Consider the following 24,785-nt stretch of genomic DNA (forward strand, 5'->3'; position numbering starts at 1 on the left):
ATCCGTGCAATACTGCCCCACCTGCAAAGCCCTTCTGAAGGGAAATCGGATTTGCAAACGCTGCAGGACCGACGTGAGCAAGGCGCTGGAAGCCGCCGAACAGGCGCAGGCGCATCTCAAGCTGGCGGCCGAGGCTTACACCGCCAACCGTTTTGAAACCATGCTGCATCATGCCCGACGCGCCTTCTCTCTCCACCGAACCCGGTCGAGTCGCCGCCTGCTGGCCTGCGCGGCCTTGTTGCAGGGAAATTATGAACTGGCGCTGCTTGCTTGGAAGGTAAGGATCGGGAATTTTATTAATTGAACAAAATTGCTTGTTCTTGCGCCCGTCTTCCGCGTTGCATCAACGGCCACATACTCCCGGTATGCAACCCTTGATGCGCCTTGAAGACGAACACAAGCCCGGCGCAATTATGTCCAATTAATTTCATCCCCGATCCTAAGTATGACCGTCCCGAAAGACAGATAGATTCAGGCCCTGGAAAAAAACTGAATCAGCAGGCCGGTGAATGAAGAAAAATAGCCTCTCCTGAAGGTTTTCCTTGATATTTATCGGAAGTTATCACAGAATAGTCCGGTATCCTCATCAATTGCTTACAATCAGTGTTTATCCCCGGAAGACCAACTTTATGCTTCCAGAAGAACTTCCGGAAGCGATGTTTTGACGGCGGCACATCAATGCCAGGCAATTGGCAATTATTTCATTTAATAAAGGAGGAGATCGTGATGGAAAGTGATCAATGGGTAGCATTGTTGGAAGAAACCATGGCGGCCTGGGACTGGAACGATTACCTGAAGCAGGCTGAGCAGTGGTCGACACAATGGATCGACTCGTGGACGTTACTACAGCCCTATGCCCAGGTCGCCCCCTCTATTCAGATCTGGATGGATGCGGCCATGGCGTTCAACGATCAATGGAAGATGGCCTTGCAGAGTTGGGAAAAAACGACGTCGTCACAACAATCCGATCACAATGAAAAAGAAATCGCCGAGCTGGAAGAAAAATACGAGGCGGCCCAGGAAAAACTAAAGGCGCAAAAACAGGAACTCACCAACCTGAAGCGCGCCCTCACCAATAAGGAAAAAGCTCTGAGCAAAAAGACGGCGACGGCAACCCAGCAACTCAAAGAGATCGGCGAAAAAGACAAAGCGATTCAGACGCTGGAAGAAAAACTGAATCGGCAGGCCGCTCACTTGAAAACGCTTGAAGCACAGGGCCCCAAATCCGCACCGATAAAAAAGCCGGTGCCGAGAACACAACCATCCGTAGCGGCAAAAGGCGTTTAAGGTTGGCGGAAATAAATAATTCCCCCAGATCGCGCCGGATTTGGGGTCGTCTACAAGGCGCCGTCACCCGTGCATATCAGGGAATATGTGCGGGTGGCGGCAACGCGGTAGACGGGCGCAAAGACAAGCAGGATGGAGGAATTATTTATTTCCGGCAACCTAACTCCGTGATGTCCCCAGGGGGGGCAAGCAGGATCGGTCAACGGGAAGGGTCAGGCGTATCATCCTGCAGGTCCAGTTGAAACCGCACCGGCCCCCGGGTCCCCTCCTTGGGATAACGATGGTGCAGGGCATAAGCTGAGTCGGGATAACTCCAGGAAGTGGCGATGGCAACGTGCCCCTTGGGAAACGGGGTCACCTCGGCATCGACATAATCGAGCGGTGCCAGGGCGGTTTCCGGCTCCACCAGGTCATCGTTTAACCCATAGCAGATCAACCAGCGAATTTTCTTTGCCTGCAGGCGCTTGAGCGCCAACTTGCGGCCGAACAGCCTTACCGGCAGGATACCGTCAGCAGAAATGGGCGTATTATAGGAAGCAAAGCTCATCCGCGTGATTTCCATGGGCAGATCATTGCGCTCATACATCAGCCAGTAATTCAGCGCTGCGGCGGTTTTGCCGACACCCTTGGTCTTGCCGTTGTTATTGGCCACCAACAGCATGTCCCGCCACATGACCAGTAACGGAATTTCAATCTCAATACTTTTCAGTTTGTAGATCCAGCCCATCAGATCGCCATCGGCTACCCGGTTTCCATTGGACAAAATTTTGGTCCCGTAAGACAAATCATTGAAAACTACGGGAAGATCACGGAGAAATTGGGCCAACCCCTTGCTTCGCGTGCCGTCCATGGGTGCCACACAGGTGATGAAGGCATCCACGAGATCGTCCAGTTCTCCGCTAAGCAGATCACACAGTGCGGCAAATCCGCCCTGGCAATATCCGTTGAGGGTCACCGCGCGACCATGCCGGCCTTTCAGGTTTTCACAAAAACGGCGGGTATCGCGGGCGTCGTCCTCCGACGTCATGAGCTGAACCGCGGGCGAGGTCTCCACATCTTTGAGAATGCGGACGTAGGTAGGAATGCCCTGATCGGCATACGCATGCGCGTAACTGCGTCCTTCCCCCGGCAAAAAAGAGAGAATATTGGCCCCCAGAACAAAAGGCGGCATGATCAACAGCGGTTTTCCATCCCGGCGCGTCGGCGTTTTTAAGTTTCGCGGTAACACCTGATAAAGCTCGAAACGGTCGGTTTCGTCAATTTTTGTCCCGGCAGGCTGCCGTTCGAAATGAAAACCGAACTCCGCTTCGATATCATCAATGGCTTTCGGATAGGTGTAGGCCACGCCCTCCACCAATGTGTTGATCCGTTTGGCAAAACGGCTGCACGCATCCGGACTGCCGGACAGGAAGGCCTCCATAGCCGTATTGACCTCGCTTTGAACAAACTGGTTCGCCGCCGAACAGCTGCCCCGAAGGGCCCGGTCCACCAATTCAAGATTCATCTGTCCCAATTTGGTGTAGGCGGCCAGATTATCCAAAGGATTGCGCTGCCAAAACCGTTGGCCCTCCACGCGGTTAAAATAGCTCGCTGCCAGCAGAAAGGGAATGTAAAACGCATTGGCATATCGTGTCAGCGTTGCCGTACCCGTCTGGCATGCATTAAGCAGGTTGATCGGAGCAAGGGTCTCCTGCCATTGCCGGCTCCATATCGGTTCTGTCACGGGGTCCCCTCTCCTCTCCTTACACGATTGATCGCAGGGCATCCGGCTGAACCGGCCACAGAAAAAGGCCAACCATGCCCCATCAGGGTAAATGATAGGCATTGAAACATGCTGCATTTGCGGGAAGGCCCGAAAGCGTATCCGCACGTCTCCCTGCGCCGATCCAGGCACATAAAGCGGCCCGGATGTTAAAGGTCTTGACCGTGGGCTTTCGGCCAGGCCTGCTGAAAGACCGCATTTCACCCGGGCATTAGGCTGGCGGAAAGAAATAATTCCCCCAGATCGCGCTGGATTTGGGGTCGTCTACAAGGCGCCGCCACCGGTGCATATCGGGAATATATGTCTGTGGCGGCAACACGGTAGACGGGCACAAAGACAAGCAGGATGGTGGAATGATTTCTTTCCGCCAGCCTTAAGTTTAACCGGCGAAAAACGTTTCCATATTCGTGTAGTTGTCGTCGACGTAGGTTTTGAATTGGTCGCGACCGGCCTTATAATTATTCACCCATTCATTGATGGCCTCGTGCCCCTCTTCCGGCAGCCATCCGGTCTGGGAGAGGACGGTCTGGGCGACCCGTTCAAATTGATCCTGCAGCAGAACCAAGGCATTGAAGCTATTGTTGAACGTGGCATGGTTGAAATCAAGCACCTGTTTTACCATTTCTTTCTGGTCCATGATACATCCCTCCTGTAACTATTCTGTTGTTTTGGTTTTCGTCGGGGCTGTCGTTTTTGATTCACTGATATACTTTTCAATCCCGGTAAAACCATCATCCACATAGGTCTTGAACCGCCCCCCCTCCTGCTCACATAAATGGATCCATCTCTGAATCGCCTTGCGACCATCATCGGGTAGCCAGCGGGATTGATCGAGCACCGTGTCCATCATTGAGACGGCCTGATTTTGAAGCGACGTAACGGCATTGTACCAATTGTCGAAAGACATCTTCTGGAAATCAATCACCCGTTTCGTCATCTGGCTGTATTCCATGGACCTCTCCTTTTGCTGAGGATTCTTGTTATGCGGCATTGCACCAACAGGCCGCAATCCAACCTGCTATTATTTTGTATGCCCCATCCATATGACTGTCAAGCATTTTTGTGCGTTGCATCATTATTTGCTCATTTTGCACGCCCCTGACCGGCTACGCTCATGAATTTGTTCACAATTCTTTACTTGACCGCGTTTTGGCATTATGATGGATGTTTTAATCACTGCAAACCATTTCAGGTCGGGAGAAAGCATGGATCAAACGGTAGTACTGAAAAAATACGCCAACCGTCGCTTGTATGATACTGAAAAGAGTGTCTATGTCACTTTAAGCGATGTGTCAGGCTATATTCGCCGAGGACGACTGGTCTCCATTGTCGATGCCAAAACAAAAGAAGATGTCACCGCTTTTATCCTAACCCAAATTGTTCTGGAAGAAGCCAAAAAAAACAACGCTCTGTTGCCGGTACCCTTTTTACATCTGATCATTCGCTATGGAGACAACCTTCTCGGTGAGTTTTTTGAAAAGTACCTTGCACTGGTCGTGGAAAATTTTGTCAACCACAGGAAGGCCATGGACAACCAGTTCCGTCAATGGCTGGGCATGGGGCTCAATATGTCCGAAGCGACCAAAAAAAACCTCGTTGAGATGAATCCGTTTCGTTCCGTATTCGACACATTCGGACAGCCGGACAGCAAAAAAGACCCCGATCAATCGTCTTGACGCAATCCCACACGCACACCCGTCCGAACTGCATGGCACCCATTGCCAGCGGGAAATGGCAATGGGCATTAATACCTATTTCTGAACATCCGAAGTTTAAATCCTTGCCAACGACCATGCATCATTGGTAGTATAATTTCTACATTGGATGCGAACCGAAACGCCGAACCCGATAAATCTGCCTTGCTTTCCCACCATTTATCCAATGGGATCCGGTCACGTTGACACCAAACGATGGGGGTGCCGCATGAAAGGACAGGAAAAGAAAAAAGAGAACGTATTTGATGGGTTTACCAAAAATCAGTCCGTTAACCAGCGAAGCGGTATGGAACGTCGGCATGAGCACAGCAACGGATTCACCTATGTCAGCACGGTGGGATGGATCTGCCGCCGGGAACAGAGCCGTCGAAAAACAAATGACAACGTACGATAAACAATTCGTTCAGGGATGACCTTTGGCCCATGGCGGTATCCCTGTGGCCACCGGCCATCCCGCATTGTTCCGGCAAACGGATCTTATAGCTAAACCAGGTTCTCCTCGCGAAGACGGGTGAGGATTGCTCGGGTGGAGCGGCTGCGATCCATCGTGTAGAAATGCAATCCGGTAACCCCCTTTTTCAGTAGCCCGCGGCATTGTTCAACCGCGAAATCCACACCAAAATCGAGTACTGCATCTTTGTCCGTCGCGTCCAGTTGGTCCAACCCGCGCTGCATTTCATCGGTGATGGTCGTTCCGCAAATCTTGGACAGCATTTGGGTCAACTTGAGGGTATAGACCGGCATGATCCCCGGAATAATCGGGATTGACACGCCCGCCGAGCGGCACTTCTCCACATACCGGAAAAAGGTGTCATTATCATAACAATACTGGGTGACGACATATTCGGCACCGTTGTCCTGCTTTTGCTTGAGAAAACCAATATCCGCCTCCAGGCTCTGCGCCTGGATATGGCCTTCGGGGTATCCGGCGCAGCCCAGACAGAAGTCGTAACGCGACTTGATAAACGCAATCATTTCCGATGCATACGAAAAGCTTTCGGGATGGGGCTTGAAATCCGGGTCCTGGGGCTTGTCGCCACGGATGACAAAAATCGTCTCAACGCCCAGATCCCGGTATCGGTCAAGCTCGTGCGTCATTTCATCCGGTGCGAGGCCGAATCCGGCGATATAGGCGACGGTGGGGATTTTTTTCTCCACCAGAAGCTGGTTGACGGCCTGATAGGAACCGTCCCGGGTCGATCCGCCGGCACCGAAGGTGATGGACATGTAATCCGGTGATAATTCGGCAAGCGTGTCGACGACGGCGCCAAATTTTTCGGCGGCTTTTTCATCCCGGGGAGGGAAAAATTCAAAAGAGATGGCCGGTTTTTGCTGAGTCGCGTAAAGATTACCAACGTGCATGGAAAATATCCTTTCGTAAAAAGCGTGAAAATTGATCCCCAAATGGTTCGGGATGATGACCCGACATAATAGAGCATCGTTCGTGCCACCGCAGGCAAAAAGCCAAAAAACGCCGCAATAAACTCAAATAATTTCGTTTTAAAACGCCTTCACGCCAATACCGCATGCATAACAGACTGCAAAGGCGAGCCTTCCGGGTCGCAAAGTGTCCTTGCGATGCGCCCATGTCCGGCCGCAGTGATGCCCAAAAGACCGGTACGGCCATTTTTGGACCGGATCATGGTTGCAACACCCGTGTGTGAGTCTTATAATTGCGACGGTACCGCAATCGACAATCGTTATTATGCGCCCATATTCCATGAAAGGATCGATATGCCAAGCAAACAGAAAATCGTTGTCATCGGCGGTGTGGCCTGTGGGCCCAAAGCCGCATCACGAATCAAACGTCTCAATCCCGATGCCGAGGTAACCATCATCGAAAAAGGGGAACTGCTCTCCTACGCCGGCTGCGGACTCCCCTTTTACATTTCAGGAGAGGTGGAAAGTCACAATGAACTGATGGCCACGCCCACCGGCGTGGTCCGCGACACCTTCTTTTTCCATAAGGTCAAAGGCATCGAGATCAAAAACCATACCCTGGTCAAACGTGTCGACCGGAAAAACAAATGCATCGACGCCATCAGTATCCTCTCCGGTGCCAACGTTGAGATTCCCTATGACAAACTGATTCTTGCCGTCGGCAGCAAAACCCAGGTGCCGCCCATCGAGGGCACGGACCTGAACGGGGTCAATTTCCTGCAAACCGTGGAAGATGCGCGCAAAATCCGCAATGAGAGTGGCGCCCTGAAAGGTAAAAAAGCCGTCATTATCGGTGGCGGCCTGATCGGCATCGAGGTGACCGAGGCGTTTAAGAAGCAGGGCATGGAAATCACCGTCATCGAGATGCTCGACAAGGTGATGGGTCAGCTGCTAGATCCGGAAATCGCCTACCATGTGCACAAGGAGTTCGCCGCCAACGGAATCCCCCTCAAACTGAGTGAACGGGTGCTCAAGATCAACGGCGACGACCGCGGAAACGTGAAAAGCGTAACCACCGACAAAGGCGAGTATCCGGCCGACATGGTCCTTATTTCAGTGGGAGTGCGGCCCAACATCCAACTGGCCCAAAATATGGAACTGGAAATCGGCGAAACCGGCGCGATCAAGGTCGATGCCAACCTGCGCACATCGGATCCGGACATCTATGCCGGCGGCGACTGCGCGGAAAACATCAACCGAATCACAGGAAAGCCCATGTACGCACCCATGGGGTCCACCGCCAACAAGCACGGCCGCATCATCGCGGATAACATTTGCGGCATCGACTCCCGGTCCAAGGGCGTCTGCGGGACCGCCATCTGCAAGCTTTTCAACGTCAACGTCGCCCGCACCGGCCTGACCGAAAAAATGGCCGCCGATCTGGGCTACGACACGATCACGGTGCTCAACCCCTCACCGGATAGGGCCCACTTTCTCAAGGAAGCCAAGCTGATCATCATCAAGTTGGTGGTCGACCGCAACACCAAAAAACTTCTGGGCGCCCAGATTGTGGGGCCGGGTGACGTGGCCAAACGCATGGAGGTAGCCGTGAGCAATATCGCCTCCGGCGGCACCGTGATTGACATTGCCCAATACGACCTGGCCTATGCGCCACCCTTCTCACCGGCCATGGACAACATCATTACCGCGGCCAATATCGCCGAGAACAAGCTCAATGGATTTGGCAAGTCCTACACGCCCATGGAGGTCAAGGCCAAAATCGACAACAATGAGGATTTCATCTTTCTGGATGTACGCTCGCCCCAGGAATTCGAGGAGATGCGCATCGAAGACCCGCGGGTCAAGCTGATCCCCCTGGGAAAATTGCGCGAATCCTTGGATCAGCTTCCCAAAGAAAAGGAGATCGTGGCCTTTTGCAAAATCTCCCTGCGCGGGTATGAGGCGGAGCGGCTGCTTACCGGAACCGGTTATCCCAACGTGAGCTACATGGATGGCGGGGTGGTCTGCTGGCCGTTCGAGAAGTTTGTGGCCGGGTAACCTATAGTTAGATTGTCGTCCATCATTCATTGGAAACCACGGAACACACCGAACACACGGCAATTGGATTTTTGTGTGCTCGTGTGTTCCGTGGTTAGCCGCCCTTTAACCGGTGCCAAAGATACTGTCAGGTGAACAACCCTGATCGATTGCAGCCTTCCAGAAAGGCAAGTTTCAGAAAATTCGCTTCGGCAAAAGGCCGCGATTTGGCTTGGCGCGACAGTGTGGTCAGGAATTCCTCCGGCGTTCTGCCACCGTTTGCCCATTCGTCCTTTACCTGCTCGATCCAGTACTTGCCCTCATTATCACCGCAGCATTTGGCCTTGTAACGCTCTTCGATTCCATAAACATCCAGCCAGGTATCGATCTCCTCTCTGGCCATTTCAGGTCCTGTGGAGATGTTGACGTCGTCCGGTGTGATGTTCGTCCAGTCTTTGGTATTCAGCGCAATCTCAATATCGATGGTGGGTGGTGTTGTTTGATAGGGATAAAACGCTTTTCGTCGACCATTCTTGGTCAGCAAGGGGTCTTTGGCATCATACAAAGGGTCCTTGTTCAGTTTATAGGAGCTGTTGCATTCGTGGCAGGCAGGAGCCAAGTTGTGGAAATTGATTGAATTGAACGGATACTTCCCCTTGGGCAGGAAATGGTCATAGGCTTCCCGGCGGCTGTGATAAACGCCTTTGACATCATTGATGCCGCAGAAAGGACATTTGCCCTGCCGATTGACCGTGGTGAATTGCGTATGGTGATCATTCATCTCGCCGATGACATTCCTCAACACTTCCAATTCCAGCAAATCCTTTTTGTACAGACCTTTGAAGAAAGATGCCAATTCGTTTGCCAAAGGCGGGTTGAACGTATTCAGATCGTCATACCTGGCGATGGCCACAGTCGGATCGTTGCGGCACAAACCGGCAATGTCGTTGTTACCTCTGAACCATGCTTGAAGTTGGCCGACCTGCTCAGGCGAAAGGTCCGCAAACAGGCCATAGATCCGTTCAATATGGCCATTGAAAAAATCCGCACCTTTGGTATCGGAGTAGTGAAACGCCTCCATAACGTCCTTCAACTCGGGCGCTGCGTCGAATAAATCGAGGGAGAATGGGGGACCACCCGGCGCTTTGCACCACACTTCAAAAAAGATGAATTCGATGAATTCCTGCATTTTTTCCATGGGATGGGGCACATACGTATAAGCAAACAGCATTAATCGTCGCTTCCTTGCATGCTATCGAGAATAGTCTTGATGAGCAGCATCTTTTCCACGGAATCGCCCAACTGCAGCTCGATCTCATCGATCAAGGCGTTCTTTTCCGCATCGGTACCTGCCTCGTTCAACGCTTCAAAACGCTTTTTCAGCGCGCCCATTTTCTGTTGAGCAAAACCGCCGATGGTTTCACGCTTGCCGAAGGTTTTCATGGTGATTTTGTTGATGGACGCACCCAGGGTGTTGTAGTCGGGGCGATTGACGCTGACTATACCAGTGGACGTTTCCTTGTTTACCACGAGCACCTGCTCGGGAGTGCTGTCGGAAATCAGGAACGGAGTATGGGTGGTGACGAGTACTTCGCGTCGGACTTTGGGATTTGCCGTTTTAAAGCAATCTCGCAAGCGGGTGATGAACTTGGAGCGCCAGTCCGGATTGAAATGGGTCTCGGGTTCGTCCAATAGGAAAAGACTATGGGAGTTGCGGTACAACAGGCACAACCCCAGGCTATGCAGGAACTGATACTCGCCGTCGGACAAGGATTTGGCATAGATGGGTTCGGTCACACCGGCCTTTTTCAGGACCAGTTCTTCAAAACGAATCACCAATTCATCCGCCGGCAGAGTGGGAACGGTCTCGTTTACATAGAGGCTGTCGGAAAGATACAGTTCGTTCTTTAATGCATCATTGACCTCATACAGGTTCAGGGTCAGCAACATCTGCAGGGATTGAAAGAGATCCATGGCCGAGTCGAAATTGTTGGCAAAGGCGCCGCGGATAGCTTCGGTGACCAGATAGTCCAGGTAAAGGGTGTCGGTTTCCGCATCGAGATAGGAGCAGGTGGCGCACCGCTCCAACCGGTCTAATAGCGCGGTTTTGTCCCTTTCATCTGCAGGTTCGAATTTTTTCAGAATCGGGATTCGATAGATTTTACTACCATCTGCCCCTTCATCCACCTGGACAAACCCTTCAGGGTACTCATTGACTTGGGCCGCCGTGATTACGATGCTCTTTTTCAGGACGATGCGAAATTGCTCCAGACCCTCGACCCCCACCTCGTCCTTGAACTGCTGCAAGATATCCTGTGTTTCAAAAATCAGGTTGCTGACCAGGATGGCCTGATTAAAGGCGTTGTCCAGAAACGCGTGGCGCGCTTCGGGCTTTCCACCATATGAAAGATCTTCTTTCAAACTGTGCAGATACTCATCCAGTTGGATAAAGCGCAGCTTGAAAAAGGGCAGGCTCAGGATTTCATTCTCGCCCGAGGAATACCCCAGAACATAGTCCGGCAGGAAATCACGGGCATCCTGCCGGGTGAGTGGATTCGTTTCGCCGTGGTCGGGGTGGTTCAACCAGAACATTTCAGCGCTTTGACCGGGAGATTTGCTGATTTTAATATGGGCAACACTCTCGCTGCTACTGGTTCTCAAACGATCCGGCACCAAAATCAAATATTCCAACTCAAAGCTATTGGGACTGCGGATTTCCGCTTCCTCGGGCTCGGCAAGAGCTTCGTCGGAATCCTCATCGGCGTTGTTCGCTGCTAAAGCATCGGGAAGATAGGTGAGGTATTGGCACTCCATTTGGTAGAAGATGGCGGCCAGCACCTCCAGAATGTTGGATTTGCCGCAGCCGTTGGGGCCGGCCAGAACATAGGGCGCAAAGGGATCGGCACTATCCCGGTCCCACTCCCGCAGAAAGTGGAGTTCGAACCCGGCTTGCAGGCAACGAAACGGTTCGCCGATGTGTAGCCGCAGCAGTTTCATGACTTGGGGCGCAACTTTATTTGGTTTTCATGTTCATTGAAGGTTTGTTCGACTTCACCACGTTTTAGATGCTCAAACAGCCATACTTTGACCTGGTCGTAGTCCTCAATACCCAAAGGTGGGCTCTCTTCATTCATATAGTCCAGTATATTGAACTCGACTCTTGACCAGAAATCGCTAAAAGACGAAAACCGCTTCGGTTCGCTTGTGAAATAGTCTTCGAAGATTTGTCGCAGCAATCTTTTTCGTTCCTCCGGATCGGATATCGCCTCATGTTCCAAAGAAGTAAAAGAAGGTGTCCCTGCTTCCGATTCGTTTTCATCATAATCTATTTGCGGTTCAAATACTTTTTCCAACGGAATCCGGCTTAAATCCAGTTCACCTTTGAAAGCTTTTTGGCTTAGGGCAACGTAGAGGTTTTCCAACTCTCTGAGGTTTCGTAAGTATATGGATTTTAGATTCTCTACTTTCTTAACTATTTCAGCGAATTGGTTTTGGGCTTCTATCGGAGGGACGGGCAAGGATACACTCATTAATTTTTGTTTTGAGATGTTAGGCATAGATCCTGCGGCCCCGCCAGCCAAAGATTGGATAAGTCCGCGTTGTTTTGGATTTATCAATAGCCTCCATAAGGATATAGGATTTATTATATTTTTATCCTGTACAACAAGGCGAAAAATCAGATCTGACATCATTAAATGTGGTCTTGTGTTAAAAATGTAAGCACAGGCAGCGACTAACTGGTAAGTGTTTTTTCGTGAAAAAAGAAGATCGCCATTTTTCACTTCTTTTTCGGGTTTCGGGACGACACTTTGTGGAAGAGCTTTGTTTTCAATTTCAAGAAAATTGCATGCAGTGACAGCGCCTAACTTTAAAACACCCCACTCATCCTCTTCAGCTTGTCGATTCTCGCATTTTGGACTCCAGCCGCTTTCTATAGCAGATAACAGTTTTCTTAACGGTCTCTTTTTCCATCCTTTGCTATTTTGTACCGGATCACCAAACATTGCCAGAAAGGTGCTTTTCAGGAATTCATCCAGCAGGCGCAGGTTCTCTTTGCGTTTGGCAATCAGCGCATCGACGCGACTGAGCAGTGTGGCGATACGGATCTGGTCGTTTAAAGGTGGAAGAGGAATTTTAAATCTTTTTACATCAGCCTTCGAGAGTTCCTTAAACGTTGCTCCTTTGCCTTTTGCCTGTAATTGATCAATTCGATTTTTTAATGTGTAATAAAGAAAAACCACGTTTATGTCTTTTGACGGCACAAGGCTTTTAAATCCCTGGTTGGTACAAACTGGGATCTTATTGATTGCCAACAAGCCTATTGGAGCTCGAGAACTTAGCAAAAGAGATCCCGGTGGCAACATTTCAGTCGAACATGATTTATAACCTGCTGCCGTGATTTTTTCGACCGAGTCCTCAAGGAAAGCACTTTTCAAAGAACTGATTTCCTTTGGAGTAACCCAAGGGATGTCACCATTCCAATATTCCTTTTTTACCCTTCTCGGAGTCGCACCGGAAACCACCCTGCATATTTTACCAAGGGCAATGTTTTTCATCCTATCATTCCCTTCAACTCCAACAACTCCTTCACAATTCCACCTTTAACATCAGCAAGCACCTTCTCGTCATACTCCTTTCCCACCTCACTCATCAACAACTTATGCAGAATAACCGACGGTTTTTCATATACAATCTCTTCAAAGATTTCTTCCTTATACCGACTCAGGCTCAAGTCATATTTCTCATTAACGATCTCCTGCCGGGGCACCACAAAATATTTCCGGGTGCGGTCGGTATCCTTTTCTGAATCGCGGTCTTTGAACTTCTTATTGATCTCTTGTAAGTCGCCAAACCCGTCCAGTTTGTTACGTTTATCGTCCAGAGAGTACCCATCACTCTTCATGTCATAAAACCAGACATGTTCAGTCCCCGGCTCGCTGACCTTGTCTTCCTTGTCATAAATCTTGGTGAAGAGCAGGACAGCCGTGCTCACCCCGGCATAGGGTCTGAAAACACCGTTGGGCATAGTTATGACGGCTTTCAAATCGCAGCGGTCCACCAGGATTTTGCGTGCCGCCACGAATGCTTTAGATGATCCGAAGAGCACCCCCTGAGGCACGATGATGGCGGCGGTTCCACCTTTCTTGAGCAGGCGGTAGATGGTTTCGACAAAGAGCAGTTCGGTCTTGGTGGTTTTCAGGCTGAGGGATTCGTTGATGTCGCCCTTGTCGATGCTGCCGGTAAAGGGCGGGTTTGCCATGACAATGTCGTACTGGTTTGGCGCGTTGAAACCTTTGCTCAGGGTATCGCTGTAATCGACATGGGGGTCGTCGATGCCGTGCATCATCAGGTTCATCAGGCCCAGGCGAACCATGGTGCTATCGAAATCATAGCCCCACAGACTCTCGTTGAGAATGTGCTTGGCCTTTTCGGTGAGGCCGGCACTGACCGAGGTGCGCACGAATCCGTCCTCGTCGGCCTTGAGATTCTTGGCGCCTTTTTTTAGGGCCAACTGGGTAACGATATACTGAAAGGCTCCCAGCAGGAATCCGCCGGTACCGCAAGCCGGATCGCAAATCCGGTGGCCCAGTTGGGGCTGCACCAGTTCGGCCATGAGCTTGATGATATGGCGCGGGGTGCGGAACTGGCCGTTTTTGCCGGCCGTGGCAATTTCCGAGAGCAGATATTCGTACACGTCGCCCTGGATATCCTGAAATGCCTGGCCCTTGTTCTGGGAATCCTTTTCGATCTCCCCATAGATATCGCCGATGGCCTTCACCGCTTCGACCAGCAACGATGGCTTGCTGATCATGAAGACCGCGTTTTTCATGTGTTCGGTAAAGTGGGACCGCTGCCGTTGATATCCTTGAGAAACGGGAACACCTTGCTCAGAACATGCGGCAGCATCTCGTCGGCGGCCATGCGTTTGAATTCACTCCAGCGCAGGGTCTGGCGGTCGATTGCAAAAGGCTTTTCCCGTTCCGCTTTTTCTTTCTCCGCCTCGACCGGATCTTTTTTGTTGGAGGTAAAGCGATGTTCGGGCGGAACCCAGGTGCCGGCAAACTTGGAGGTGAAGGGGTCACCGGTGAAGTCGGCATCGGCCTATTGCTTCCGGTCCAGATCGTCCAACCGTTTCATAAATAGCAGATAGGTGATCTGCTCGATGGCGGTAAGGGGATTGGCAATGCCACCGGCCCAGAATTTGTTCCAGAGCTGGTCGATTTTTGATTTCAATGCAGGGTTATTTTGCAGCATCAGTCTTTCCTTTTGCGGTCAATCGATATTTTTGCAAGCGGCTATTGGGTTTGTCGGGGATGGTCATTTCGATGACCCCTGCCTCCATGGCACGGGCCAGGTATTCCTTGCTGAAGTGCGTGCGATCCTTTAGACTCAGTGCCTCCATAAGCTCCCCGCGTGTCATTTCCCCCTGAATGACCGCCAGCAGGCGTTCGACTTGCGGGGTGACTTGCGGGGTGACTTGCGGGGTGACTTGCGGGGTGACTTGCGGGGTGACTTGCGGGGAAGATTTCCCTGCGTAGGTCGGCCTGGGGAACTCCAGGGTAAACATGCTGTCAAAGCGGATTTTGACCGGCGGACAGTCGGCCTTTTCCAGGGCCGCGCGGATGCGCTCGATGCCAGTACCCATCTTTTCGATGTAGTCGCATCTCAACAGCAGCGCGGCAATGTTGGGGTTACGGCACACGCTACGGCGCCCGAAGTCCCTGGGCGGCAGTCCCTTGGGCAGGCCGCCGGGGTTGTAGATTTCAACCCGGTCATCGAAAATTTCTACCATGACATGGGCGCCCGCCTCGTTGTAGTCGCGATGGCACACGGCGTTGACCATGGCTTCGCGCAGAGCTACCTCAGGAAGCTCCAGGATCTCCTGGCGGCGGATGGAAGCGCTGGTGATCTCCCAGCGCAGTTGAAGGTGCTTTTTAAGGAAAATCAGGGCTTCTTCCACATTTTCAAGCAGATTGCCGGTAAGCTCCTTGCGGTCGAGGATATACGCCTTGCCGGTGCCTTTGAACAGCGCGCAGACCACACTTACATGGAACAGGCGCTGGGTGGGTTCCTTGGCGAAGAGAAGCACGCCGGTCTGGTTGAGGTAGAATTGGCCCTCTTTTTCATCACCGGCCCCTAAATTGAGCAGCAGATTGGCAATATCCTTCTTGGGGGAGATGCCGGCCAGTTTCAGGAAGTGCTCCAGGCGCTTTTGGTCGATCACCTTTTTCCAGTCCAGGTCAAGCCGGAGCTGCTGATCGAAGCGAACCCGGCCCTCGGCCTGGATAAAGGCTGTGATGTCCTGGGTGCTCATCTTCTGGGAGCCGGCGCCGTTGCGTAAATAGAACCCCTTGGTACAGCGGTGGGGCCGATTGGCGCCTTCGGGCACGTGAATGACCAGCAACTTGTGTTTGGTGAGTTTTTCAGCGCGAATGGCCACGGGCGGATCGCAGGCGGCAGCCATATCCTCGATCTGGGCCAGGGTTTTGTTGGACAGATCGGTGCCAATAACTTGATTGTTATCGTTGACGCCGATGAGGATGCGGCCGCCCGAGGCGTTGGCCAGAGCCACAAGTTCCTTGGGCAGGTCGGCATTGACGCTCTGCTTGAATTCCAGCGTATAGCCTTCGCCTTCTTCAAGGATGAGGGCCAGCTCTTTGTCGGTGGTTTTGCGGTACTTCATGCTGCCAATTGCTCCGTGAGCTGGAGGATCTCTTCAATTTCAGCGGGCCTGAACACACCGCGAATCCCTTCCGGATGAATAATGGTAAAAGGCGATTGGATGAGGTCGCGCTTTTCGACCTTTTCCCGTTCGATAATGAAGTCTTTGAGCAGTTTGAGGAATTCCAACTGGCGACTGTTGAGGTCGGTATGCTCGGTGAGAAACTGGTCGAAGGCACGGGCTACCGTGTCGGGAAAGCTGGCCAGGATTTCGAGCCCCAGAATGTGGCGGATGAACTGAATGAAGCGTGCTTTGCGGTTCCTGTATACCACCCGCAATAGTTTTTCGGTGATATGTGGATGTGTCTTATTCAACTGATCGGCCAATTGCTCGGCTTCTTTTTCAGAGATCGCATCACCGGCTATGATTTTTTGCAGGATGGGATTGCTGCGGGTAAGCGACAACACCAGAGCTTCGACCATTTCGCGATATCGGGTCACGCTGACAGCTTCGTTTTGCGGGCCGAATTCAACCATCTCTTTGTTGTGCAGCACATCGGTCAGATCCAGGTTGACCGTTTCCTGGCCGGGTCCCTGTTGTTCGCGGAATTTCATCAGGGGAGCCAGTCGTTCGGAGAGGTCGTCCAGGACCGCGTCCGTGCAGGACGTCCAGAAATGCTCCTGCTGCGCGCTTCGAATCAGCGCCGCCTGCCTCGCGACGATGTTAACCGAGAGCGGAAGCTCACCGATCTGCTCGATGAGCCCGGTTTTCAAAGTGTCGAATCTCGCTTTTTCAGCGCATAAAAGGGCTACGGAAATATCGAGCACATCCTTCTCAAGCCGCATGGCCTTGAAGTCAACCTGAGAGACGGTTCGAAAAAGCGGCTTGATTTGATCAAGCAAGAACTCGATCTTTTGGGGTGTGAGCCGTGCCCAGAAATTTTCGTCGGAAATCCGATCCAGCGCCGCTGCCGCCTCGATGATGACCACTGAGGATGCCGGCAGATCCTGAATCTGGCCGCGCAGGATCGCAATTTCCTTTTCAGCGATCGTCACTTGTTCCCGGGCCAGGGCTTTTTCGATTTTATCGATGCGCAGGCCAGCCAACCGGACGGGCAGCGGGAGCTGGGGCTTTAGCGTCTTGCCCTTGGGTTGGAGCTTGAAATATTCGAAGTTATCCCAGCAGTCGAGAATTAAAAAAACATCTTTTTCGATGCACCAGGGTTTGATTTTGGACGGTTCCAGCAAACGGGTACCGCGGCCGATCATCTGCCAGAATTTGGTGTAAGAATAGACGGGTTTTGCGAACACCAAATTGACCACCTCATGCACGTCGATGCCAGTATCCAGCATGTCCACACTGATGGCAATGCGCGGCATGTCAAGATGCATGAACTGGTCGAGCAGACCGCCTTTCCCGTAAACCCGAGGATCTTCCGATACGAGCACTTTGGCCAATTCACCGTGGTACTGTGGATAGAGGGCATCGAAAATCTCTTCCATTCGGCGCGCATGGGCCTTGGAGGTGCAGAAGAAAATGGTTTTGCCCGGCAGGACACCGTTGGGGTCCTTGATGCACTCTTCCATATATTCCTTGACGATCAGCGTGTTGGTGCCTTTGTTGACGACCTGCTTTTCAAGCTGGCTACCCTCGAAGTTGATCTCTTCGATATCCTTGCCTTCGAGGATGAGTTTTTTCTGGTCCTCCAGGCTGATGGTGCGCTTACTGATCCCCTCCTTTTGAAATTTGGTTTGGATCTTCATGACCTGAAAATCGCACAGGTAGGGTGGGGTGCTACCGACTGCTTCTTCATAGGTATAGGCAAAGGTCGGCAGGCCGTCTTCGCAGGCAAACAGCTTGAATGTGTTGTGGTCGATGACATCGGTGGGCGTGGCTGTCAGGCCGAGATTGATGGCTTTAAAGTAGTCGAGAATCTCGCTGTAGGTGTTGTAGATGGAGCGGTGACTTTCATCGATGATGACCAGATCGAAAAAATGGGGTGACATCCGGTTTGCCGGATCCCGAATGATGTTGAGCATGGTCGGATAGGTCGAAACGTAGATCCGCCGATCCTTGGCGATGATTTTTTCACCGACGTTGGGCCAGCGGGGTTCGTTGGGCAAATGCTCCTTGAATGCCGATAGTGCCTGTTCACGCAAGGCGATGCGATCGACCAGAAAAAGAACCCGCTCGATGTGCGCCGCCCGCATGAGCACATCCACCAGGGCAATGGCCGTGCGTGTTTTTCCCGTGCCCGTGGCCATGACCAACAGAAAATCGCGTTTTTTTGATTCGATGGATTCGAGAACGGCACGAATGGCACGGATCTGATAATCCCGTCCGGCGATATCCGTATTGATCAATTCGTCGGCCAGCGGTTTGCGGCGCTGACGGATGTAGTGCAAACGTTCCAGGTCGTCTAAGGTCGGAAAGCCGACTACTTTGCGTGGCGGATAGTTTTCCAGGTCCCAGAAATGAATCTCCAGGCCATTGGTGTAAAAACAGAAGGGCAGAGGACCGCCTTTATCCTTTCGGATATTGTAGCAATACTGTTTGGCCTGTTCACGGCCGAGGGCCGGGTCCTTGCTGGTCTTTTTGGCTTCGACGACGGCCAGCGGCTTGCGGTCCTTTCCCAGAAGAACGTAATCGCTGAACCGGTGGCCTCCATACGGCGTGGCGGCTTCGGCGACCTTGGCGGGATCCACCACGATATCATATTCCTGGATCACCTGAGATGGATCATCCACGTTCCATCCGGCATCCTTCAATGCGATATCAATGAGTTCCTGACGCGTCTGCTGTTCGGTTTTCATTCCCGCTGAGTCCGCTGGCTACTCATCATTTCGCAGCCCGCCCCGATTTGATCCATGCATCGATCTCTTCACGGTCAAATCGCCACTGGCTGCCGATCTTACTGCCTGGAATATTTCCCTTCTGGGCCATGGTATAGAGCTTGGTTCGCCCCACCTTGAGATAGGCTGCCAGTTCGTCGATGGTCAGCCATTTGTCGTTGGTTGCCGCCATGATTTCCTTAAGTGAATTGTAAGATTGCGGTAAGGAATGATAAACGATGGTAGGGATTGCGAAGATAAAAAGCAATGAAAATTGCATGTCGGCACAGATTTTAAATAGACACATGCCGGCCAGAAATACGATTTCCAGCTTATTCAGTGTGTTCCGCAGTTCAAGGCCATATGGCAGACAAAGGCAACACCACCGGCTAAACAGCCGGTGACGGGCGGCCTGCTGATGCGTTCATTTGATCGGATAACTCATTTCTGATCAATCGGCAAACAGGGCACGAAGAGATCAGGCGTATTCCTCTTCCTCAAACAAAATCCGGTGATCCACCAGATTCATGCGTTTGATCCTGCCCTTGACGACAATCTGGTCGCCGAAGATGCCCACCAAACGGAAGGTGCCGTCCGGTTCGGGCTCTACCAGGTCCACCGATTTCATCAACAGCGTCTCTTCTCCATTCTTGAGGATATAGGCGTTGGCTTCACACATGATCGAGTACCTCCTGTAATCGTTTTTCCACCAGGGTCTGTACCAGATGCGGCAGGGGTTCGGATATCACCCCGATGATCTCGGCGTTCTCCTGAAAAAGGGGCAACAGCAGCTTGAACGCCGAACTGCTGGAAACAGCGGCAGCCATTTTGGGGGTCACCTCGCCAAGCATGGCATTGGCCCAGGTGATCGTTACCGGACCGACAATACAATGGGCATTGGCCGTCGTGTGGCAGATCGCGTTTTCCCCCGAGGCGCATTTGTTGGCGCCGGCCCGCAGCATCTGAGATGCAGCGATGGCATTGGTCCCCAGGGCAATCAGTTCGATCTGTTCACCATAGGCGGCTTTGATGTATTTGATCACGGTCGATCCGATGCCGCCCCCCTGTCCATCTATGACACAAACGCGTTTTCTCGCCATAACCTTCTTTTCAACTGACAATAGATACCGGTTCCGCGCTATCCGACGGGTGCCCTGAACAAAAAAAAGGCCACATGTCCGACAATGCGATGCGCCTGTCGATGCCTTCGTGGCCTGATAAAAAATTGTTTTTTTAGTGCTGCCGCACCTTCTTGGTACGCCTTGAATGCATTGGTTACTATAATATTCGCACGGCTCAAGTCAAGGAGATTCAGGCCCACCCGCAGGGTAACCGCATGTAGATTTCCGGGTTGCTTTTCTTCCCAAAATTAGAGCGTCCATGAATGTCAAAGACCAAATGAAAAATGCCAAATGGTGGTATTCTATCTATTTTAAAATCGATTTCATCTTTCATTTGACATTTGGGCTTTGGCATTTGGCATTTTCCCACTTTCGGGAATGGTGCGTGTTCAGGAACGGCCGGTTTTTGATTTTGCTTGCGATTGCCCTGGGCCCACCCGGGCCGCAAAAATGGACCTTGACAAAGCCGGGAGCGGCCCGTAGAAAATTCCGGATGATGAAACGATGGTTTCCCTATGCGGTGAAAAAACAGTGGTTTCTCATCGGTATGGTACTGATCTTCGCCGCTGTGCTCCTCGACGGCACGCTCAGCCTGGCAAAAATCGGAATCATGCTCAAGGCCCATCACGGCGCATCTGTGATGATCGTGGTCATCTTCTTTTTCTCCGGCCTGATCATCGAAGTCGAACAGATCAGCGCGGGCATCCGGGATGTCAAGGCCACATCCGCCGCCCTGGTGCTGATCGCGCTGCTGGCCCCCCTGGTAGCGATCGGCCTTTCCCGGATGCCCCTGGAAACCGGTGTGGTGTTGGGGCTCTTCCTGGTGGCGGCCATGCCGACAACCCTCTCCAGCGGGGTGGTCATGACCGGCCAGGCAGGCGGCAACATTGCCCACGCCCTTTTTGTGACCATCCTCTCCAATTGCGTGGCCATCGTCTCCATCCCCCTGGTGCTGCCCCTGCTCCTGCAGCCCCGCCATCTGGCGGCGGATCTTTCCATCGATCAGCGGGCGATCTTCATCAAGCTGCTGCTGCTGGTTCTTTGTCCCCTTCTGGCCGGTATGGGGGCAAAACGCTTTGGCCTGACCATTACGATCCCGCTGAAAAAACGCCTGGGCATGATCAACCAGATGATGGTACTGGCGATTGTGTTCATGTCGCTGTCCGGTGCCAGGCAGGTGCTGATGACCCGGGCCGGGGCGGTGCTGGTCATCGTGCCATTGGTGGTGGTATTTCACGGGATCCTGCTCATCTTGGCCGCCACGGCCTGCCGGCTGCTGGCAATCGGACCGGGCCGGCGCGAAGCGGTCATTTTCATGGGATCCCAAAAGACCCTGCCCTTGGCGGTAATGCTCCAGATCACCTGCTTTCCGACCTATGGGACTGCCCTTCTGGTGTGCGTCCTGCACCACATCGTTCATCTGATGATGGACAGCTATCTGGTGGCCCGCCTGCGCTCTTAGGTCACTGACCCTACTCTCCCGGAAACACACTGCGGATGGCCGCGGCAAGGTCCTTGGCAAGCACCGGTTTCATGAGGACACGGCGGATGCCGGCGTTTTCCACCATCCGCCGGTTGAGTTGTTCGCTGAATCCGGTCAGCATCAATACCGGCAAATCCGGCCGGATGTCGGTCATCGCCTTGGCCAGGTCTATACCGGTGAGGTTGGGCATGGTCAGATCGGTGATCACCAGATCGAAACGATACGGATCGATCCGGAATATCTCAAGGGCATCCACACTGCTCATGCGGGTGGTCACCGTGTATCCCAGCCGCTCGAGCACGCGTTTTTCAAGTTGCACAATGGGCGCTTCGTCATCTACCAGAAGGATGTTTTCCGCCCCACCGGGTAGAATCTTGTGCTGATCGTCGGACTTACCGGCCGCCTCGGAAGAGAGCAGCGGCAGAAAAACATAAAAAGTGGTTCCCTTCCCCTGATGGCTTTCCACCCGGATCTCCCCGTTGCATGCGTTGACGATGCCATGGACGACGGACAAGCCAAGTCCCGTCCCCTTGCTCTGTTCCTTGGTGGTAAAATAGGGTTCAAAAATTCGGGACAGGTACTCCGGTTTGATGCCGGGCCCGGTATCGGATATGGTCAGGCAGGCAAATCGATCCGGTTGCCGGTCGGATGCCCGCTCCCTGGAGTGGGAACTTTCAACTTTCTTCAGCGAGACCGACAGCTTGCCGCCGGTGTTTTCCATGGCATGATAGGCATTGGTACACAGGTTCATGACCACCTGATGAATTTGAACAGGATTGGCCATGATCATGGCATCCTTGGCGTCGATGTCCGGTTCGATCTCAATATTGGACGGAATGGAAGCCTTCAGCAGTTTCAGCGGTTCGGCCACCAGCGGTGCGATGGGTGTCGGTTTCAGTTCATCGTTGGATTGCCGGCTGAACGAAAGAATCTGGGCGACCAGCTCCTTGGCGCGCCGGCTGGCTTCGAGAATCGGATGAATGTACCCCCATGCATCGTGATCGTCGGGCAACAATTCCCGGATCAGTTCCGCGTACCCTATGATGGGCATGAGAATATTGTTGAAATCATGGGCAATGCCTCCGGCCAGCACGCCGATCGCCTCCATTTTCTGTGCCTGTCGAAGCTGCATTTCCAGACCGGCTTTCTCCTTATCCAACGTTTTTTGTTCAGTGATGTCGGTCACCACGGCAAAACTGCCTGAAAATTCGCCGCCCGTATCATACAGGGCCGCTGGTGAAATGTAGGTCAGAACCGGTTTCCCGTTCTTCTTTATCCACTTGAGGTCATAGGGTTCGGCTTCGCCGGCCATCCGTTTTTCGCGTTCTCGATTCAGTTTTTTCAGGTTCACCGGGTCAAGAAACTCCCTGTATTCATGACCGACGATCTCTTCCTGCGAATATCCCAGCATGGCACAGAACTGACGGTTGACGAAAGCAAAGCGGCCATTGCCATTGATCAGGCAGATGCCCTCACGCATGGTCTCTATCAGCGTACGGTATTTCTCTTCGCTTTCGCGCAACGCCGTTTCGACCTTCAAGCGTTCATCGATCTGGGTCCGCAGGGCCCGATTGCTGGACTGGAGTTCACTGGTCTTGGCGACAACCGCCTGGGCCAGGGTCGCTTTGGACCGGCGCAACCGGGCCTCCGAGGAGCGACGATGGAAATCGGAAACCGTCAATCGAAAAGAGAGAAAAACCAGAACCAAAAACGCAACCACAGATGCCAGCACCGCCTTCATGAAAAAACGATTCTGCCCCTGACGAAAGCCGATGGAAGCGTGCTGGGAAACGATGATCCAGGAATAATCCCGCGTGTCGGATAATTGATTCGGTTTTGGTGTCGTCGCACATCCAGGGCACTCTTCCAACGGGTAAATGGTACCGAAGGTGAAAATCCCCTGATCGGTGACCATCTGGCCGTGTTTCACGGTGTTGATCCGCGCCCACAACTCAGGATACCTCCTGCCCAGGGTGAGGTTCTGACCATTGGGATACATAAATCCCCATTCATCTTCCGGGGTGGCACCCTTGAGCCAGTATCCGTCGGCATTGAGCAGCATCAGTTGTGAATCGCTCCCCTTGCTCGCCGGAGAGAATTGGTTCAGCAAATGTTGAGCGGTATAATTGATAATAACCATACCGCTCTTTACTTCTTGGCGACTGTAAATCGGCGTGGCAAAACGAATCATCGGTTTGCGCGGTGTTTCCAATTGGTTGTGCTCAATATTCAAATCCAGTGGGGAGACATAAATCCCGCCTTTGGTCAGTCTCATGGTTTCGGCAAAATAGTAGCGATGCTTTTTTGCCTGGCGCTCACGATCGGCAACGGCCATAGGGGCACCGTTATTTTGGTTGATCCGCACCACCTCCATGCCCGCCCGGTCGATGATGCGAATCTGATCATAGTCGCTATGGGCAGACGAAAAATTGATAAACCGGGCTTCCATATCCGACCGGATTTTTGCCAACATCGTTGTTTCCGGGCCCAGCACTCCGCTTGACGCCACCTCGCTTGCCAGAAATCGAAGGTCCGCGATCACCGGTGCAAGGGCCCTCAGGGTGATCTGTTTGGCCAGAAGTACGCTGGCTTTTTCATTTTCCAGAACGGCTCGTTGATGGTTGCGGAGTTCAAACCAGTAGACCGTTGCGATACAGCCCAGAACCAGCAAAAAAATTGGTAGAATAATGAGAAGCGTCTTTTTAATGGCCTGGGATTGCTCTTTCGCCGGTGATGATGGACGTATGGATGTCATCTGTAATACTCCCATAACATGACGGACTGCCGCGTTGCGGAAGATTCACCGTGGTGGGGAATGCAAGGGAAAAGCCGCCCCAGGGCCAGTGAACCGTTACAGGTTAACCCCATGTTGCAACATGGGGAGTTACCGCCAACGCCGGATAGGGATCAAACACGGAGGTCGTCAGGAGGAAGCGGAGGATGCCAGAACGTGCGAAAAGAAGGATTGCAGCGCAGTGGGAATGGTATTGACCCTCACATGCCATTTTATGATACCAACCGCATGCACAGGAATCAAGATGAATGCGGTTGGTATGAATACCACTTTCGGTGGGTTACGGGACAAACTTGAGTTGAAAAAACGGCCGGAGGCAGGTTGATCAGAAAGAGGCAAGGGGCATCGTTCGGGATGGCAGAGCAATCGCATGTAGCCTTGGTATGTGATGTGCGGGCTTGGTTCCAACTTCGTCCACTTACCCCCTCGTTCCCACGCTCTGCGTGGGAATGGCTGGCCTTATACGTTCCCACGCAGAGCGTGGGAACGAGAGGTAATATGGGATCAGCCCGTTTTAATCGTTCCTAAATCCAGGTGGACGAAGCTATAACCAAGCCCTGATGTGCCCTACAGGGCGATCGCGTACGGATCGTTACTATGACCCAAATCGAAATCGGGATCGCTATCGAAATCGAAAAAAAATGGGACGTAGACATGCAGACTGGATGTATAGCGACTTGCGGTCAATGGTGGTCGGCGCCATAGGAGACTG

21 protein-coding genes are annotated in these 24,785 nt (G+C 52.4%); 6 read left to right on the forward strand and 15 right to left on the reverse strand.

Features of this window, described 5'->3' with window-relative positions:
* The first annotated feature begins 73 nt into the window (after nt 1–73).
* Together GN112_RS13980 and GN112_RS13985 are read left to right on the forward strand one after the other, a co-directional pair.
* Nucleotides 74–304, forward strand: a complete 231-nt coding sequence (locus GN112_RS13980; RefSeq protein ID WP_155310783.1) for a hypothetical protein — start codon at nt 74–76, stop codon at nt 302–304.
* Nucleotides 305–726: 422 nt separating this feature from the next.
* Nucleotides 727–1,287 carry a hypothetical protein gene (locus GN112_RS13985; RefSeq protein ID WP_155310784.1) on the forward strand — a complete coding sequence of 187 codons (561 nt, stop codon included), beginning with the start codon at nt 727–729 and terminating at the stop codon, nt 1,285–1,287.
* 199 nt (nt 1,288–1,486) lie between these two features.
* On the opposite strand, the gene GN112_RS13990 is transcribed toward GN112_RS13985, so the two are convergent.
* From GN112_RS13990 to GN112_RS14000, 3 genes are all read right to left on the reverse strand, one after another.
* Nucleotides 1,487–3,010 carry a metal transporter gene (locus GN112_RS13990; protein ID WP_155310785.1) on the reverse strand — a complete coding sequence of 508 codons (1,524 nt, stop codon included), beginning with the start codon at nt 3,008–3,010 and terminating at the stop codon, nt 1,487–1,489.
* Nucleotides 3,011–3,428: 418 nt separating this feature from the next.
* Complete coding sequence (locus tag GN112_RS13995; RefSeq protein WP_155310786.1) at nt 3,429–3,686, reverse strand: hypothetical protein; 258 nt, start codon at nt 3,684–3,686, stop codon at nt 3,429–3,431.
* An 18-nt stretch (nt 3,687–3,704) separates the two neighbouring features.
* Entirely contained in the window at nt 3,705–4,001 is a 297-nt protein-coding gene (locus tag GN112_RS14000) for a hypothetical protein (RefSeq protein WP_155310787.1), read from the reverse strand.
* Nucleotides 4,002–4,209: 208 nt separating this feature from the next.
* Here GN112_RS14000 and GN112_RS14005 point away from each other — a divergent pair, with 208 nt between their 5' ends.
* Both GN112_RS14005 and GN112_RS14010 read left to right on the forward strand, forming a co-directional pair.
* Nucleotides 4,210–4,725 carry a polyhydroxyalkanoate synthesis regulator DNA-binding domain-containing protein gene (locus tag GN112_RS14005; RefSeq protein ID WP_231717022.1) on the forward strand — a complete coding sequence of 172 codons (516 nt, stop codon included), beginning with the start codon at nt 4,210–4,212 and terminating at the stop codon, nt 4,723–4,725.
* A 247-nt stretch (nt 4,726–4,972) separates the two neighbouring features.
* The gene (locus GN112_RS14010) at nt 4,973–5,158 is read left to right on the forward strand and encodes a hypothetical protein (protein ID WP_155310788.1); all 186 of its coding nucleotides are present in this window, start codon (nt 4,973–4,975) and stop codon (nt 5,156–5,158) included.
* 89 nt (nt 5,159–5,247) lie between these two features.
* On the opposite strand, the gene GN112_RS14015 is transcribed toward GN112_RS14010, so the two are convergent.
* Nucleotides 5,248–6,126, reverse strand: a complete 879-nt coding sequence (locus tag GN112_RS14015) for a methylenetetrahydrofolate reductase (protein WP_155310789.1) — start codon at nt 6,124–6,126, stop codon at nt 5,248–5,250.
* A 372-nt stretch (nt 6,127–6,498) separates the two neighbouring features.
* Between GN112_RS14015 and GN112_RS14020 the strand changes: the two genes are divergently transcribed.
* Nucleotides 6,499–8,202, forward strand: a complete 1,704-nt coding sequence (locus tag GN112_RS14020; RefSeq protein WP_155310790.1) for an FAD-dependent oxidoreductase — start codon at nt 6,499–6,501, stop codon at nt 8,200–8,202.
* Nucleotides 8,203–8,329: 127 nt separating this feature from the next.
* Here GN112_RS14020 and GN112_RS14025 read toward each other — a convergent pair whose 3' ends face one another.
* From GN112_RS14025 to GN112_RS14065, 10 genes are all read right to left on the reverse strand, one after another.
* Nucleotides 8,330–9,412: an HNH endonuclease gene (locus GN112_RS14025; protein ID WP_155310791.1), complete on the reverse strand. Its 1,083-nt coding sequence runs from the start codon at nt 9,410–9,412 to the stop codon at nt 8,330–8,332.
* The gene (locus GN112_RS14030) at nt 9,412–11,178 is read right to left on the reverse strand and encodes a restriction system-associated AAA family ATPase (RefSeq protein ID WP_155310792.1); all 1,767 of its coding nucleotides are present in this window, start codon (nt 11,176–11,178) and stop codon (nt 9,412–9,414) included. Before GN112_RS14030 ends, GN112_RS14025 begins: the two co-directional genes overlap by 1 nt.
* Nucleotides 11,175–12,737, reverse strand: coding sequence for a restriction endonuclease subunit S (locus GN112_RS14035; RefSeq protein ID WP_155310793.1), 1,563 nt, complete (start codon nt 12,735–12,737; stop codon nt 11,175–11,177). Before GN112_RS14035 ends, GN112_RS14030 begins: the two co-directional genes overlap by 4 nt.
* Entirely contained in the window at nt 12,734–13,993 is a 1,260-nt protein-coding gene (locus GN112_RS14040) for an HsdM family class I SAM-dependent methyltransferase (RefSeq protein WP_231717023.1), read from the reverse strand. Before GN112_RS14040 ends, GN112_RS14035 begins: the two co-directional genes overlap by 4 nt.
* Nucleotides 13,994–14,283: 290 nt before the next feature.
* Nucleotides 14,284–14,436 (reverse strand): type I restriction-modification system subunit M N-terminal domain-containing protein, encoded by a 153-nt coding sequence (locus GN112_RS34365; RefSeq protein ID WP_231717024.1) that lies wholly within the window; start codon nt 14,434–14,436, stop codon nt 14,284–14,286.
* Nucleotides 14,423–15,865 carry a Fic family protein gene (locus GN112_RS14045; RefSeq protein ID WP_155310794.1) on the reverse strand — a complete coding sequence of 481 codons (1,443 nt, stop codon included), beginning with the start codon at nt 15,863–15,865 and terminating at the stop codon, nt 14,423–14,425. Before GN112_RS14045 ends, GN112_RS34365 begins: the two co-directional genes overlap by 14 nt.
* Entirely contained in the window at nt 15,862–18,657 is a 2,796-nt protein-coding gene (locus tag GN112_RS14050; protein ID WP_155310795.1) for a type I restriction endonuclease subunit R, read from the reverse strand. The genes GN112_RS14045 and GN112_RS14050 overlap by 4 nt, the downstream gene beginning before the upstream one ends.
* 25 nt (nt 18,658–18,682) lie before the next feature.
* Nucleotides 18,683–18,868, reverse strand: coding sequence for a helix-turn-helix domain-containing protein (locus GN112_RS14055; RefSeq protein ID WP_155310796.1), 186 nt, complete (start codon nt 18,866–18,868; stop codon nt 18,683–18,685).
* A 285-nt stretch (nt 18,869–19,153) separates the two neighbouring features.
* Complete coding sequence (locus GN112_RS14060; protein WP_155310797.1) at nt 19,154–19,354, reverse strand: CooT family nickel-binding protein; 201 nt, start codon at nt 19,352–19,354, stop codon at nt 19,154–19,156.
* Nucleotides 19,347–19,775, reverse strand: coding sequence for a DUF3842 family protein (locus tag GN112_RS14065; RefSeq protein WP_155310798.1), 429 nt, complete (start codon nt 19,773–19,775; stop codon nt 19,347–19,349). Before GN112_RS14065 ends, GN112_RS14060 begins: the two co-directional genes overlap by 8 nt.
* A gap of 514 nt (nt 19,776–20,289) precedes the next feature.
* Between GN112_RS14065 and GN112_RS14070 the strand changes: the two genes are divergently transcribed.
* Nucleotides 20,290–21,258 carry a bile acid:sodium symporter gene (locus GN112_RS14070; protein WP_231717025.1) on the forward strand — a complete coding sequence of 323 codons (969 nt, stop codon included), beginning with the start codon at nt 20,290–20,292 and terminating at the stop codon, nt 21,256–21,258.
* 10 nt (nt 21,259–21,268) lie between these two features.
* On the opposite strand, the gene GN112_RS14075 is transcribed toward GN112_RS14070, so the two are convergent.
* The gene (locus tag GN112_RS14075) at nt 21,269–24,034 is read right to left on the reverse strand and encodes a hybrid sensor histidine kinase/response regulator (protein WP_162458936.1); all 2,766 of its coding nucleotides are present in this window, start codon (nt 24,032–24,034) and stop codon (nt 21,269–21,271) included.
* Nucleotides 24,035–24,785: the final 751 nt, after the last annotated feature.

It is taken from the genome of Desulfosarcina ovata subsp. ovata, from assembly GCF_009689005.1.
In the GTDB taxonomy this organism is placed as follows: Bacteria; Desulfobacterota; Desulfobacteria; order Desulfobacterales; family Desulfosarcinaceae; genus Desulfosarcina; species Desulfosarcina ovata.